The organism is Curtobacterium sp. AC268 (assembly GCF_979258745.1).
Window position 1 is genome coordinate 2,411,520 of record NZ_OZ409878.1, and the last position, 13,448, is coordinate 2,424,967.

Sequence of the window (13,448 nt, forward strand, 5' to 3'; positions counted from 1 at the left end):
GCAGAGGACACCCATTCTCGCCACAGAATCGCGGCCGTATGCTGACCTGCACGCAACTTCGGCAGAGAAAGGTGTCGGGCACTCGCGCCCGGATCACATGAACTTCAAGCGCATCTTCCGCGGCCCGTACCTCTACGTGCTGATCGCGCTGGCGGGCATCTTCATCGGCTGGAGCGTCATCAGCCAGGGCAGCACGCAAGAGATCGACACCCAGAAGGGTCTCGAGCAGCTCTCCGATGACAAGGTCTCGTCCGCGACCATCAACTCCACCGAGCAGCGGGTCGACCTCGTCCTGAAGGACGGCGACAAGCAGGAGCAGTTCTACTACTCCACGCCCCGCGGCGAAGAAGTGGTGCAGGCGGTCAACGACGCCAACCTGCCCGACGGCTACAACGACCGTGTCGCACAGGGCAACTGGTTCCTGTCGCTGCTCGGCATCCTGCTGCCGTTCCTGATCATCGGTGCCCTGTTCTGGTTCCTGCTCTCGAGCGCCCAGGGCGGCGGCTCGAAGGTCATGCAGTTCGGCAAGTCGAAGGCCAAGATCAACAACAAGGAGAACCCGCAGGTGTCGTTCGCCGACGTCGCGGGTGCCGACGAGGCGATCGAGGAACTGCACGAGATCAAGGAGTTCCTCAAGGAGCCCGCGAAGTTCCAGGCCGTCGGGGCGAAGATCCCGAAGGGCGTGCTGCTCTACGGCCCTCCCGGAACCGGCAAGACCCTGCTCGCCCGCGCCGTCGCGGGTGAAGCCGGCGTGCCGTTCTACTCGATCTCCGGTTCGGACTTCGTCGAGATGTTCGTCGGTGTCGGTGCGAGCCGTGTCCGAGACCTCTTCGAGCAGGCCAAGGCGAACTCGCCGGCCATCGTCTTCATCGACGAGATCGACGCTGTCGGTCGTCACCGTGGTGCCGGCATCGGCGGTGGCAACGACGAGCGCGAGCAGACGCTGAACCAGCTCCTCGTCGAGATGGACGGCTTCGACGGCAAGACGAACGTCATCCTCATCGCCGCGACGAACCGTCCCGACGTGCTCGACCCCGCGCTCCTGCGCCCCGGCCGCTTCGACCGCCAGATCGGCGTCGACGCCCCGGGTCTCGCCGGCCGCAAGCAGATCCTCGAGGTGCACGCGAAGGGCAAGCCGCTCGCCGCGAGCGTCGACCTCGAGCTGCTCGCCCGCAAGACGCCGGGCTTCACCGGTGCCGACCTGGCGAACGTCCTGAACGAGGCGGCCCTGCTGACCGCCCGCTCGAACGCGCAGCTCATCGACAACCGTGCCCTCGACGAGGCCGTCGACCGCGTGATGGCCGGCCCGCAGCGCCGGACCCGGATCATGTCCGACCAGGAACGCCTGATCACCGCGTACCACGAGGGCGGCCACGCCCTGGCGGCAGCGGCGATGCGGCACACCGACCCGGTCACGAAGATCACGATCCTGCCCCGCGGCCGTGCCCTCGGCTACACGATGGTGCTCCCGCTCGAGGACAAGTACTCGGTCACCCGCAACGAGCTCCTCGACCAGCTCACCTACGCCATGGGTGGTCGCGTCGCCGAGGAGATCGTGTTCCACGACCCGACCACCGGCGCCTCGAACGACATCGAGAAGGCCACCGGCACCGCCCGCAAGATGGTCACCGAGTACGGCATGAGCCAGGCCGTCGGGTCCGTCAAGCTCGGGTCCGGCTCGAGCGAGCCGTTCGTCGGCCGCGACATGAGCGGTGGCACCGGTCGCGACTACTCGGAGACCATCGCCCAGACGGTCGACGCCGAGACCCGTGCCCTGCTCGAGGCCGCGCACGACGAGGCCTACCAGGTGCTCAACGACAACCGCGACATCCTCGACCGCCTGGCCGGCGAGCTCCTCGAGAAGGAGACGCTCGACGCCCCGGAGCTCGTGGAGATCTTCAAGGACGTCCGCAAGCTGCCGGAGCGCCCGCAGTGGCTCTCCAGCGACAAGCGCCCGGTCAGCAACCTGCCCGCGATCGACGTGCCCGGCAAGGCCGCCTCGACCGCAGCGGACCCGTCGGACTCCGAGTCGACCTCGAAGACCCGTCGTCGCCCGTTCGGCAACCCGGGTATCGCCCCCGCGTAGGCCGGCATGACCGAGCTGCCGACGCGACGAGAGCGTCGACTCGCCGAGGTGAGTCGTGCCCGCGCCGCCGCCGCCGAACCGGCGACGGTCGCGATCGACCTCCGTGCACCCCAGCCGGTGCCGGAGGTCGTGACCGGCCGTCGCCGTGACCGCGGTGGCCCGGCCGAGGAACGCACCCGGGTGCTCGGCATCCTCAACGTCACCCCCGACTCGTTCAGCGATGGTGGACTGCACCAGGCCTACGACGCCGCCGTGCAGCACGCACGTGACCTCGTCGCGGCCGGTGCGGACGTCATCGACGTCGGTGGGGAGTCCACCCGCCCCGGTTCCGAGCGCGTGCCCGTGCCGGTCGAGCAGGAACGTGTGCTGCCGGTCGTGCAGCAGCTCGTGGCCGAGGGCATCCCGGTCAGCGTCGACACCATGAACGCCGCGACGGCCGAACGTGCCGTCGACCTCGGTGCCGCCATCGTCAACGACGTCTCCGGCGGCCTCGCCGACCCGGACATGGCCCGCGTCGTGGCGTCGACGGGGGTCGGCTTCGTCGTCATGCACTGGCGCGGCCACAGCGACCGGATGTACCGCAACGCGGAGTACACCCACGCGGTCGAAGAGGTCCGGCGCGAGGTCGAACTCCGGGTCGCCGAACTCATCGTGCTCGGTGTCCGACAGGAGCAGGTCGTGATCGACCCGGGCCTCGGCTTCGCCAAGCACGGCGTGCAGAACTGGGAGATCCTGGCCGGCTACGAGCGCTTCGCCTCGATCGGTCTGCCGGTGCTCGTCGCCGCCTCACGCAAGCGGTTCCTCGACGGTGTCGGGAGCCCCGAGGGTGCTCCGCCCAGGGAGCGCGACCTCGCCACCGCCGCCATCAGCCTGCTCGCCGCAGAACGCGGCGCGTGGGGTGTGCGCGTGCACGACCCGGCACCGACCCGTGCCGTGCTCGACGTCTGGGACGCCTGGAGGGCAGCTCGATCGTGAACGACACCATCCGACTCACCGGGGTCCGCGCCCGCGGCCACCACGGCGTCTTCGACCACGAGCGCGAGGACGGCCAGGACTTCGTCGTCGACGTCGCCGTGGAGCTCGACGCCCGCGCCGCCTCGGGCAGCGACGACCTCGACGCCACCGTGCACTACGGCGTCCTCGCCGAGCAGGTCGTGGCCGAGATCGAACGCGACCCGGTCGACCTGATCGAGACGCTGGCCGAACGCATCGCCGCGGCCGTGCTCACCCACCGGGCCGCCTTGGCGACGGAGGTCACGGTGCACAAGCCGCAGGCCCCGATCACCGTGCCGTTCACCGACGTCTCGATCACCATCCGGCGCACCCGCGGCGCCACGGTGCCGGACGAGGAAGAAGAATGACCCACCGGGTCGTCGTCGCCCTCGGAGCGAACCTCGGCGACCGGGGGAGCACGCTCCGTGCCGCAGCCACCGCGATCGCCGCCCTGCCCGGGGTCGAGCCCGTGGCCTCGAGCCGCGAGGTCGAGTCGGTCGCCGTGACCCTCGACGGCCTCGACACGTCGAAGCCCCGCTACCGGAACGCCGTCGTGGTCGTCGACACCGACCTCGAGCCGCAGGCCTTCCTCGATGCCCTGCACGGCATCGAGGACGCCCACGGCCGCACGCGCGAGGTCCGGTGGGGCGACCGCACCCTGGACCTCGACATCGTCGCGGTGGACGACCTGCGGATCGCCACGGACACCCTGGTCGTGCCGCACCCCCGGGCAGCGGAGCGCGCGTTCGTGCTCGCCCCGTGGCTCGACGCCGACCCCGAGGCCGTCCTGCCCGGTGCCGGACCGGTGGCCGACCTGCTCACCGCGGTGGGGGACGACACCGAGCGCGTCGACGAGCCGCGCCTGTTCGCGGAGCCGGCACGGGCCTCCCGGCCGGCGGGGAGCGCGACCAGCGCATGAAGCCCACCCGTGCCTCCACGCTGATCAGCATCGCCGTCGTGACGGTGGTCGCCGGTTTCGCGGTCGACGCCGTCCTGGCGTCGCGCCAGCTGCCGACCTTCCTGTTCTCGATCCCGCTCGGCATCACGCTCGCCTTCATCGGCGTCGCGGTCGTGCTCATGGCGCGCCCGGTGCGCCGGCACGCGCGCGACGGCGCCGGACGCCAGCGGCCGGTCGACCCGCTCTACGCGACGCGGGTCGTCGTGCTCGCGAAGGCGTCCAGCATCTGCGGCACGCTGCTCGGCGGGTTCGCCCTCGGCCTCGTGCTCTACCTGCTGACCCGTTCCGCGACGCCTTCGCTAGGCTCGACCCTGCCGAACGTGATCGCCGTCGGGGGCGGGATCGTCCTGACGGTCTGCGCACTCGTGGCGGAGCGCATGTGCATCGCACCTCCGGGTGACGACGACGACCGTGACGATCCCCGCAACGGTTCGACGACGGTGAACTGACCGAGCAACCCCAGGAGGCCCGCGATGCCGCGTGAACGACTCGACGAGCCCGGCCTCGGCCTCGGTGGGATCGCCTGGCAGCGGGTGTCTACGAAGCTCGTGTGGACCGAACTCATCACCACGCTCGTGATCGGTGTCGTGCTCACCGCGGGCTGCGTGCTCATCGGGATCGTCACCGACGGCTTCGGTTCCGGGGCCGGCACCGTCTGGCTCACCATCGGCATCGTGGTCGCGGTCACCACGGCGATCACCGCCGCGCTCACGCCCCGACGGGTCCGGGCCATCGGCTACGCGCTCCGCGACGACGACCTGGTCGTGCGCCGCGGGCTCATGTGGCAGCGGTTCACGGCGGTCCCGTACGGCCGGATGCAGCTCGTCGACGTCGCCCGCGGGCCGCTCGACCGGGCGCTCGGCATGAGCGAGCTGAAGTTCGTCACCGCCGCGGCCGCGACGAACGTCCGGATCCCGGGGGTCCCGGCAGCGGACGCCGACGAGCTGCGCGACCGCCTCGTCGAGCTCGCCGAGTCCCGTCGCGCCGGACTGTAGGGGTCGTCCGTGACCTTCCGACCGGGCACCCCGCCACCCGCTCCGCCCACTCCGCCCACCCGGGGCAACGCGGCCGCCGCGGCACCCCTGACCGACGGCGAGTGGCACCGCCTGCACCCGCTCACCCCGCTGCTCAAGGGCGGGATCTTCCTCATCGTCATCCTCGGCTACGTGCTCAACAGCCTGCGCGACCAGCTCGTCGAGTTCTTCATCCCCGGGGAGCAGCAGGAGGACGGTGACCCGGTCCGGTACGTGTACGAGCACGGCGTCGTCGGCTGGGTCCTGCTCGGCATCGTGGTGCTGCTCGTGGTGCTGATCGGATTGTTCTACCTGTCCTGGCGCATGCACGAGTTCCGCGTCACCGGCGAGATCGTCGAGGTGCGCTCCGGCGTGCTGTTCCGGAACCACCGCAAGGCCCGGCTCGACCGGATCCAGGGCATCAACATCCAGCGGCCCCTCGTGCCCCGGGTGTTCGGCACCGCCAAGCTCGAGATCGCGCAGGCCGGCAACGACGCCAACGTGCAGCTCGCCTACCTCGGGGCCCGTGCCGCCGACGACCTGCGGCAGCGGATCCTGGTGCTCGCGTCCGGGGCGAAGGACGACGACGGCCACGGCGGTCCGTCGCGGCAGTCGCACGGAGCACTGCAGGACCGCGTCGACGAGATGTTCTCGCCCGAGCTCGACCCGGCAGCCGTGCACGCGACCCGCATCGTCAAGGTGCGCCCGGGTCGGCTCATCGCGTCGATGCTGTTGTCCGGCACGACGCTGTTCCTGCTGCTCGTCATCGCCGGCATGATCGTCAGCGTCGCCCTCACCGGCGAGTTCGCGGTGCTGTTCGGGCTGTTCCCCGCCGTGCTCGGTGCCGGTGGCTACTACGTCCGCAAGTTCTCCCGCTCGCTGCAGTACACGATCGCCGAGACCCGCGACGGCATCCGGATCGGCTTCGGGCTGGTCTCGACGTCGAACGAGACGCTGCCGCCCGGCCGCATCCACGCCGTCAGCGTCGCCCAGCCGCTGCTGTGGCGTCCGTTCGGCTGGTGGGACATCCGCATCAACCGTGCGACGAGCGCCGGCAACGGGGCGTCGAGCAACCAGCAGGTGTCCTCGATCGTCCTGCCCGTGGGCACCACGGCGGACGTCCGCGAGGTCCTCGACATCATCCTTCCCGGGCTCGTCGGTACCGTCGTCGCGGGCCCCGAGGCCTCGCAGGAAGCCCTGCGCGAAGGGGCTGCCGAAGCCGTGGACGTCGTCGACGACAGCCTCACCACCTCGGGCGACCGCGGCGGCTTCGTGCACTCCCCACGTCGCGGCGCCTGGCTCCGTCCGTTCGCGTTCCGGCGCAACGGCTACCGGTTCGTGCAGGGTGCGGTGCTGCTGCGGCTCGGTGCCGTGTGGCGGTCGCTCGTCATCGTGCCGCTGCCCCGGGTGCAGAGCGTCAAGGTCGAGCAGGGTCCCCTCGAGCGTGCCCTGCGGCTCGCAGCCGTCCACGTCCACACCGTGGCCGGTCCGGTCTCGGCCCGCGTCGGCGCGCTCGACGCGCGTGACGCGCAGCGCCTGTGGTCGGAGACGACGCAGCGTGCCGTCGAGGCGGCCGCGGTCGACACGACCCACCGCTGGCGCGAACGGGAGGCCCGTCCCGCGGCCGCCACGCACGCTGCGGCCGACACCGTGCCCGGGTCCGGAGCCCCTGCCGGACCGACGGCGGACCACCGGCCCGGTGCCGTCCCTGCCGGCTGGGGCGACGTCCCCCCGACCGGAGCCGCACGATGAGGGCCGGGCGCCTCGGGGTCGGCATCGTCGGCGCCGGACGGGTCGGACCCGTCCTCGGAGCGGCCCTGGCGAACGCGGAGCACGCCGTCGTCGGGGTGACCGCCGTGTCCGACGAGAGCCGTGACCGCGCCGAGGCCATGCTGCCGGGCGCCCCGGTGCTCGCGACGCCGGACCTGGTCGAGCGGAGCGAACTCGTGCTGCTCGCGGTGCCGGACGACCAGCTCGCCTCGCTCGTGCAGGGTCTGGCGGACGCCGGGATCTGGCAGCCGGGGCAGCTCGTCGTGCACACCAGCCCGGACCACGGCGTCGGCATCCTCGCCCCGGCGATGGCAGCCGGTGCGATCCCGCTGGCGATCCACCCCGCCATGGCCTTCACGGGCACGAGCGTCGACCTGTCCCGGCTGCGCGACGCGTACTGCGCGGTGACCGCCCCGGCACCCGTCCTGCCGATCGCGCAGGCGCTCGTGGTCGAGATGGGGGCCGAACCGTTCGTCGTGGCCGAGGGTGACCGGCCCGCCTACGCCGATGCGGTGCGGGCCGCCGTGAGCTTCTCGACCGCGATCGTCGACCAGTCGGCGGGCACCCTGTCCGGCATCGGCGTCGAACACCCGGGTCGTGTCCTCGGTGCACTCGTCCGCTCCGCCGTCGACAACGCGCTGACCGCCGCCGACGGGCAGTCGACGCTCTAGCGGTTCGGGGCCGGGACCGCGGCGCGGGGCGGAGGTCGGGGCCGGGCGCTCGAGAGGTCACGACTCCCCGCTCAGTTCCGCCGAGTGGTCACGACCTGTCGGTTGCGCGTGCTCGAGCTGACAGATCGTGACCGGTGCGGGTGGTGCGGGCGGGGTGTTGTGACCGCGGTCTCGGCTCCTGTTTCGGCGAGCTCGGCGACTCCGGCTGGTCACGACTCCCCGCTCAGTTCTGCCGAGTGGTCACGAACCGTCGGCAGCGCGTGCTCGAGCCGTCGGATTGTGACCGGTCGGGGTGGTGCGGGCGGGGTGTTGCGACCGCGGTCTCGGCTCCGGCAGCCTGGCAGCCCCGCCGCCCGGCAGCCCGTGGTGGTCGGGACCCACCGCTCAGTTCTGCCGAGGGGGCGGAGACTGTCGGCCGGGCGAGGACGGTTGCGGGACCGCGGCGCGGGTAGCATTTCCCCCGACCCCCACGACCATCGGAGCCGCACCCGCATGACCGACGAGACCGTCACCCCCGACACCGCGATCGCCGACGCCGCCGCACTGGCCGAGCAGGAGACCAGCGAGCAGCGACAGGTCCGGCTCGACAAGCGGGCGAAGCTGCTGGAGTCGGGCATCGAGGCGTACCCCGCCGAGCTCCCCATCACCACGACGATCCCGGCCGTGCGCGAGCAGTACGCGCACCTGGAGACCGGCGAGGAGACCCAGGACGTCGTGGGCATCGCGGGTCGTGTGGTGTTCTCGCGCAACACCGGCAAGCTCTGCTTCGCGTCCCTGCAGTCGGGCGACGGCTCGCGCATCCAGGCGATGGTCTCCCTGGCCGAGGTGGGCGACGAGTCCCTCGCCCGCTGGAAGGAGTTCATCGACCTGGGCGACCACGTGTTCGTGCACGGACGGGTGATCTCCTCGCGCCGCGGCGAGCTGTCGATCATGGTCGACGACTGGGCGATCGCGGCGAAGGCGATCCTGCCGCTGCCGAACCTGCACAACGAGCTCAACGAGGAGACGCGGGTCCGCCAGCGCTACCTCGACCTCATCGTCCGCGACGAGGCCCGCGCCACCGTGCGTGCCCGCGCAGCCGTGATGGCCTCGCTCCGTCAGACCTTCACTGCTCACGAGTACCTCGAGGTCGAGACCCCGATGCTGCAGACCCAGCACGGCGGCGCCTCGGCCCGACCGTTCGTGACGCACTCGAACGCCTTCGACACCGAGCTGTTCCTGCGCATCGCACCCGAGCTGTTCCTGAAGCGTGCCGTCGTCGGTGGCATCGACCGGGTGTTCGAGATCAACCGCAACTTCCGGAACGAGGGCGCCGACTCGTCGCACTCGCCCGAGTTCGCGATGGTCGAGGCGTACCAGGCGTACGGCAACTACGAGCAGATGGCCGACCTGACGCAGGAGCTCGTGCAGAACGCGACCCGCGCGGTCACCGGTGGTGCGCTCGAGGTCACCCTGCCCGACGGCAGCACCTACGACCTGGGTGGCGAGTGGCCCCGCATCGACATGTACGACTCGCTGTCCGAGGCCGCGGGGCGCGAGATCACTCCGGAGACCCCGCTGTCCGAGCTGCAGGTGCTCGCCGAGGCCGAGGGCGTCGAGGTCGCCCACGCCACGCACGGCAAGTACGTCGAGGAGCTCTGGGAGCACTTCGTCATCGACTCGCTCGACCGCCCGACCTTCGTGATGAACTTCCCGGTCGACACCTCGCCGCTCACCCGGCAGCACCGCACCCGTCCGGGCGTCGTCGAGAAGTGGGACCTGTACGTCCGCGGCTTCGAGCTCGGCACGGCGTACTCCGAGCTCGTCGACCCGGTCGTGCAGCGGGAGCGGTTCGTCGAGCAGGCGAAGCTCGCGGCCGGCGGTGACCTCGAGGCGATGCGCGTCGACGAGGACTTCCTGCGGGCCCTGGAGCACGCGATGCCCCCGTCGGGCGGCATGGGCATGGGGATCGACCGCCTGCTCATGGCCATCACGGGCCTGGGCATCCGCGAGACGATCCTGTTCCCGCTGGTCAAGGGCGCTGGAGCCTAGGGCAGCGCGCCAGCGCTGCGCGACGCCAGCCCCGGACGAGCTTGCGAGTCCGGTCGGAACAGATAGTCGGGGTACGATGCTCGGGTGCCTGAAGGAGTCGTAAGCGGGATCGTCTTCGCCCTGACGCCGACCATCGTCGTCGGCCTGATCTTCTGGTTCGTGATGCGCGCGATCATGCGTGCCGACCGGACCGAGCGTGCCGCGTACGCCAAGGTCGAGGCCGAAGAGCGCGCCCGCTTCGAGCGTGAGCACGGTCGCCCCGCGCCGGCTCCGACGTCGGCCGAGTAACCGCAGCCGCAGCACCCCGCGCGCTGACCGGCGCGCACGTCCCCGCGCTGACTTCACCCGGCGTTCACCGCGCGGTGTGACGCTGTCGCGCATGCCGACCTTCCCGGAACCCGTCGAGGACCTCGACGACCTCGACGTGGAGGACGCCTTCGGGCACCCGGTGTGCGGCACGTCCGGCCTGCCCGACGGTGCCGATCGAACCGATCGCGGAGCCGACGGCGCACCCCTCGACGACGAGGGCGACGTCGACGACCTCGACGTCTGAGCGCCGACGGACCGTCACGCACCGTTCACCTCGCCGACGCGTGCCGGGGTGAGCATCGTCCGCATGGCAACCACCGCACATCCCTTCACGGGCCGCAGCCTCGTCGGTGACATCGAGAGCGAGTACGACGAGTTCGACCGAGACGCAGACCTCGAGGTCTCCAAGCGCCGGGACGGGTGGCTCGAACCCTCCTGGTGACCCCCACCCATTCGGTATTCGGGGTACGACGACCAGATCGCACTGATCCGGTCGGACGTACCCCTTTTGCATGTCCGGAGTACGCAGTCGCCTGGGGTACACGATCGGAAACGCTGGTGAAACACGCCTGCAACGCCGGAAAAACGGCGTTATCCGCTTGATCCAGGGCTGATTGGGGGACCAGACTGGCGGTGGGCTGTACCCCGCGGGGGACGCTTTCGATGATGAAGCACGGAGAACCCTGAGAATCGCTCCGAACGATTTGTGGGGTACACCTCCGGGCCGCTTTACTCATCAGCACCCCCCGGCAACGCCCCACGAAGCCATCACCGTCGAACGCAGGGAGAAACACCATGACGATCGCAACGGCTGCACCCAGCACCACCCGCCGCACCGCCACCAAGAAGGCATCGGCATCGAAGACCGCGACCGCCGAGTCCGCCACCACCTCCCTCGACACCGAGGTCGAGGCCGACGAGCAGCTCGCCGGTGTCCGCGGTGCCTCGGTCGACCAGGTCGGCGACTACCTCCGTCACATCGGCCGTCTCTCGCTCCTCACCGCCGAGGAAGAAGCGCAGATCGCACGCCGCATCGAGGTCGGGCTCTTCGCCGAAGAGAAGCTCGCCACCGAGAAGGGTCTCGCGAAGACCCTGCAGCGTGAACTCCGCTGGCTCGTCCGTGACGGTGAGCGCGCCAAGGAGCGCATGATCACCTCGAACCTCCGCCTCGTCGTGAGCATCGCCAAGCGGTACTCGCAGCGTGGCCTGCCCTTCATGGACGTCATCCAGGAAGGCAACCTCGGCCTGGTCCGTGCGGTCGAGAAGTTCGACTTCACGCAGGGCTACAAGTTCTCGACCTACGCCACCTGGTGGATCCGCCAGGCCATCTCGCGTGGTCTCGCCGACAAGGCACGCACGATCCGCATCCCGGTGCACACCGTCGAGCTCATCAACAAGATCTCGCGCACCGAGCGTGACCTGACCGTCGACCTCGGCCGTGCGCCGATGCCGGAGGAAGTGGCCGCCGAGCTGAGCATGAGCGTCGAGGAACTCGTCGACCTCAAGGGCCGCTCGCACGAGCCGGTCTCGATCCACACCGTGGTCGGCGACTCCGACGACAGCGAGCTCGGCGACTTCATCGAGGACGAGGACGCCGCGAGCCCGAACGAGCTCACCGAGACGACGCTGCTGCACCGCGACATCCGCTCCATCGTCGCCGAGCTGCCCAGCGACGAGGCGAACGTCATCCGCATGCGCTACGGCCTGGACGACGACAAGCCGATGACCCTCGACGAGATCTCGAAGATCGTGCACACGACCCGCCAGGCCGTCAGCCGGGTGGAGTCGCGCGCCAAGCTGCGTCTGTTCGCCAAGGCGGTCTCGCAGGACATGCAGCTGTACCTGACCGACTAGGTCAGTGGACTTCGGTCGGCACGTTCACCCGTGCCGGCGCGGGGAAACCGGGTCGTTCTGTGGGAAGACGATCCGGTGGGGTGATGGGACGGCCCGCTCGAGCACTGCTCGAGCGGGCCATTCACGTTCCCGGGGCCCGGACCGGGGCCCGGACCGGGGCCAGGCCCGGTGCCAGGGCCAGCACCGACGCGGCGTCAGTCGTCGATCTCGCGCCGGAGCTTCTGCCGCAGGTCGCTCGGGATGAGTTCGACCAGCTGGTCGGGCCGCACCGGCAGGTCGAGCAGGCTGAGCTTCACGCGTCCGGTCCGCCCGTGCCGCTCGGCGTCCAGGCGCACGACGCTGCCGGCGTCCTTCCGGAGCCGCATGTCGATCTGCGCCCCGGTGGCCACCTCGCCGACCACGAGCCCGTCGACCTCGAGCGCTGCGCTCCTGGTGCCCTCGGCGATGTCGAACCGGTAGCGCTCCCGCGCGGCGAGCACCACGGAGCGGTCGATCCCGGCCATCGGCGCGACCGGCGTCACCACGGAGCCGGACAGCGCGGGGGAGAGCACCGGCCCACCGGCGGCGTAGTTGTACGCGGTGGAGCCGGCGGGTGTCGCGGCCACGATGGCGTCGGCCCGGTAGTACCCGTACCCGAGGCCCCCGACGCTGAGGTCGGCCGAGACCTGCCCGGCACCGGGCCGCCGCACGATGGTCAGGTCGTTGAATGCCAGGTAGTCGGTGCGGGCGCCGCCCCAGGACAACCGTGCCTCGAGCGCGTGGTGCGGCTCGAGCTGGTACTCGCCGGCTGACAGCCGTTCCAGTGCGCTCTCGAGCTCGGGCGGCTCGATCTCGACCAGGAACCCGACGTTGCCGTAGTTCACGCCGAGGACGGGCACCGGGCGCTTCGCCACGAGCCGCATCGCGCCGAGCATGGTGCCGTCGCCGCCGAGGGCCACGACCAGGTCGACGCGGTCGGTGAAGTCGTCGTCGTCGACCACGTCGACCCCACCGCCGATGCGCTGGGCGTCCGCGCGTCGGGCGAGCAGCTCGCCCTGGCCGGACGCGTTCCAGCGCTGCAGGGTCGTCACGGACTCCTGCACGTTCTTGGTCGGGTGGACGACGAGGCCGACGACGGGCTGCTCCATGAGCGGATCGTACCGAGCCGACCTCCGATGCGGGCTGGTCGTTCGCCGGGGTATGCGATATTCTGAATACATGCAGACCGCTCAACTCTCCGTCGCCCTCCCTTCCGTCCGGCACGGCCGCGAGATCGTGCTGCTCGCCGACCTCGAATCCCACGAGTCCGGCTTCGGCTTCGTCGACGCCGAACACCTGCTGCTGGCGGCCGTCACGCTCTGCGCCGGCATGCCCCGCTTCCGGCCCGTCCTCGACGCCCACCGGATCACACCCGACGCCGTCCGCTCCGGCATCCGCGCCTTCGTCGGGGCACACAGCACCTGCCCCGGCGAACACGACCGCGTCGCGTGCACGCCGGCTGCGATGCGCGTGCTCGCCCGGGCCGCGACGATCGCCGGCCGTTCGGAGCGCATCCGACCGCCGCACGTCGTCCTCGCCGTGCTCGACTCGGTCGACGATCCGCTCGCCGGGTCCGGGCACGACGTCCTCGACGCCCTGGGCGTCGACGCGCGCCGCTTCCGACGCGACCTGCGTCGCGCGGTGCGGCGCTCCTGACCCGGCGCGACCGACAAGCGGACTGGAGGCCCGTGGCGATCCCGCCACGGGCCTCTCCCACCGGCACGGCCGACCCGCCGCTGGCGCGT

The 13,448-nt window shown here is 70.9% G+C and carries 15 protein-coding genes; 14 read left to right on the forward strand and 1 reads right to left on the reverse strand.

Going from position 1 to position 13,448, the window contains the following annotated elements; translation table 11 throughout:
• Positions 1-97 precede the first annotated feature (97 nt).
• The 13 genes from ftsH (at position 98) to ACZZ9K_RS11540 (ending at position 11,685) form a co-directional block, all read left to right on the forward strand.
• Complete coding sequence (ftsH, locus tag ACZZ9K_RS11480) at positions 98-2,086, forward strand: ATP-dependent zinc metalloprotease FtsH (protein ID WP_027467057.1); 1,989 nt, start codon at positions 98-100, stop codon at positions 2,084-2,086.
• A gap of 6 nt (positions 2,087-2,092) precedes the next feature.
• Entirely contained in the window at positions 2,093-3,061 is a 969-nt protein-coding gene (gene folP, locus ACZZ9K_RS11485) for a dihydropteroate synthase (protein WP_173032459.1), read from the forward strand.
• Entirely contained in the window at positions 3,058-3,447 is a 390-nt protein-coding gene (folB, locus tag ACZZ9K_RS11490) for a dihydroneopterin aldolase (RefSeq protein ID WP_027467059.1), read from the forward strand. The genes folP and folB overlap by 4 nt, the downstream gene beginning before the upstream one ends.
• Positions 3,444-3,998 (forward strand): 2-amino-4-hydroxy-6-hydroxymethyldihydropteridine diphosphokinase, encoded by a 555-nt coding sequence (folK, locus tag ACZZ9K_RS11495; RefSeq protein ID WP_111057561.1) that lies wholly within the window; start codon positions 3,444-3,446, stop codon positions 3,996-3,998. The genes folB and folK overlap by 4 nt, the downstream gene beginning before the upstream one ends.
• Positions 3,995-4,486: a DUF3180 domain-containing protein gene (locus ACZZ9K_RS11500; protein ID WP_027467060.1), complete on the forward strand. Its 492-nt coding sequence runs from the start codon at positions 3,995-3,997 to the stop codon at positions 4,484-4,486. The genes folK and ACZZ9K_RS11500 overlap by 4 nt, the downstream gene beginning before the upstream one ends.
• Before the next feature lie 24 nt (positions 4,487-4,510).
• Positions 4,511-5,032: a PH domain-containing protein gene (locus ACZZ9K_RS11505; protein WP_463444099.1), complete on the forward strand. Its 522-nt coding sequence runs from the start codon at positions 4,511-4,513 to the stop codon at positions 5,030-5,032.
• 9 nt (positions 5,033-5,041) lie between these two features.
• The gene (locus ACZZ9K_RS11510; protein ID WP_138802302.1) at positions 5,042-6,802 is read left to right on the forward strand and encodes a PH domain-containing protein; all 1,761 of its coding nucleotides are present in this window, start codon (positions 5,042-5,044) and stop codon (positions 6,800-6,802) included.
• A complete protein-coding gene (locus ACZZ9K_RS11515) occupies positions 6,799-7,491 on the forward strand; it encodes a Rossmann-like and DUF2520 domain-containing protein (RefSeq protein ID WP_035809347.1) in 693 nt (230 codons plus the stop codon). The genes ACZZ9K_RS11510 and ACZZ9K_RS11515 overlap by 4 nt, the downstream gene beginning before the upstream one ends.
• A gap of 492 nt (positions 7,492-7,983) precedes the next feature.
• Positions 7,984-9,522 carry a lysine--tRNA ligase gene (lysS, locus tag ACZZ9K_RS11520; RefSeq protein WP_463444100.1) on the forward strand — a complete coding sequence of 513 codons (1,539 nt, stop codon included), beginning with the start codon at positions 7,984-7,986 and terminating at the stop codon, positions 9,520-9,522.
• 84 nt (positions 9,523-9,606) lie between these two features.
• Entirely contained in the window at positions 9,607-9,810 is a 204-nt protein-coding gene (locus ACZZ9K_RS11525; protein ID WP_071245264.1) for a hypothetical protein, read from the forward strand.
• A 91-nt stretch (positions 9,811-9,901) separates the two neighbouring features.
• Complete coding sequence (locus ACZZ9K_RS11530; RefSeq protein ID WP_463444101.1) at positions 9,902-10,075, forward strand: hypothetical protein; 174 nt, start codon at positions 9,902-9,904, stop codon at positions 10,073-10,075.
• Positions 10,076-10,138: 63 nt separating this feature from the next.
• A complete protein-coding gene (locus tag ACZZ9K_RS11535; protein ID WP_258320880.1) occupies positions 10,139-10,273 on the forward strand; it encodes a hypothetical protein in 135 nt (44 codons plus the stop codon).
• A 353-nt stretch (positions 10,274-10,626) separates the two neighbouring features.
• Positions 10,627-11,685 (forward strand): sigma-70 family RNA polymerase sigma factor, encoded by a 1,059-nt coding sequence (locus ACZZ9K_RS11540; protein WP_035809350.1) that lies wholly within the window; start codon positions 10,627-10,629, stop codon positions 11,683-11,685.
• Positions 11,686-11,879: 194 nt separating this feature from the next.
• On the opposite strand, the gene ACZZ9K_RS11545 is transcribed toward ACZZ9K_RS11540, so the two are convergent.
• The gene (locus ACZZ9K_RS11545; RefSeq protein ID WP_027467066.1) at positions 11,880-12,812 is read right to left on the reverse strand and encodes an NAD(+)/NADH kinase; all 933 of its coding nucleotides are present in this window, start codon (positions 12,810-12,812) and stop codon (positions 11,880-11,882) included.
• 70 nt (positions 12,813-12,882) lie between these two features.
• On the opposite strand from ACZZ9K_RS11545, the gene ACZZ9K_RS11550 reads away from it, so the two are divergent.
• Positions 12,883-13,359, forward strand: coding sequence for a Clp protease N-terminal domain-containing protein (locus ACZZ9K_RS11550; RefSeq protein ID WP_027467067.1), 477 nt, complete (start codon positions 12,883-12,885; stop codon positions 13,357-13,359).
• Positions 13,360-13,448 lie beyond the last annotated feature (89 nt).

Bases quoted from the DNA above. Each gene is read 5' to 3' on its own strand.
- ftsH (WP_027467057.1), top strand. From the start codon at position 98: ATGAACTTCAAGCGCATCTTCCGCGGCCCGTACCTCTACGTGCTGATC.
- folP (WP_173032459.1), top strand. From the start codon at position 2,093: ATGACCGAGCTGCCGACGCGACGAGAGCGTCGACTCGCCGAGGTGAGT.
- folK (WP_111057561.1), top strand. From the start codon at position 3,444: ATGACCCACCGGGTCGTCGTCGCCCTCGGAGCGAACCTCGGCGACCGG.
- ACZZ9K_RS11500 (WP_027467060.1), top strand. From the start codon at position 3,995: ATGAAGCCCACCCGTGCCTCCACGCTGATCAGCATCGCCGTCGTGACG.
- ACZZ9K_RS11505 (WP_463444099.1), top strand. From the start codon at position 4,511: ATGCCGCGTGAACGACTCGACGAGCCCGGCCTCGGCCTCGGTGGGATC.
- ACZZ9K_RS11515 (WP_035809347.1), top strand. From the start codon at position 6,799: ATGAGGGCCGGGCGCCTCGGGGTCGGCATCGTCGGCGCCGGACGGGTC.
- lysS (WP_463444100.1), top strand. From the start codon at position 7,984: ATGACCGACGAGACCGTCACCCCCGACACCGCGATCGCCGACGCCGCC.
- ACZZ9K_RS11530 (WP_463444101.1), top strand. From the start codon at position 9,902: ATGCCGACCTTCCCGGAACCCGTCGAGGACCTCGACGACCTCGACGTG.
- ACZZ9K_RS11535 (WP_258320880.1), top strand. From the start codon at position 10,139: ATGGCAACCACCGCACATCCCTTCACGGGCCGCAGCCTCGTCGGTGAC.
- ACZZ9K_RS11540 (WP_035809350.1), top strand. From the start codon at position 10,627: ATGACGATCGCAACGGCTGCACCCAGCACCACCCGCCGCACCGCCACC.
- ACZZ9K_RS11545 (WP_027467066.1), bottom strand. From the start codon at position 12,812: ATGGAGCAGCCCGTCGTCGGCCTCGTCGTCCACCCGACCAAGAACGTG.
- ACZZ9K_RS11550 (WP_027467067.1), top strand. From the start codon at position 12,883: ATGCAGACCGCTCAACTCTCCGTCGCCCTCCCTTCCGTCCGGCACGGC.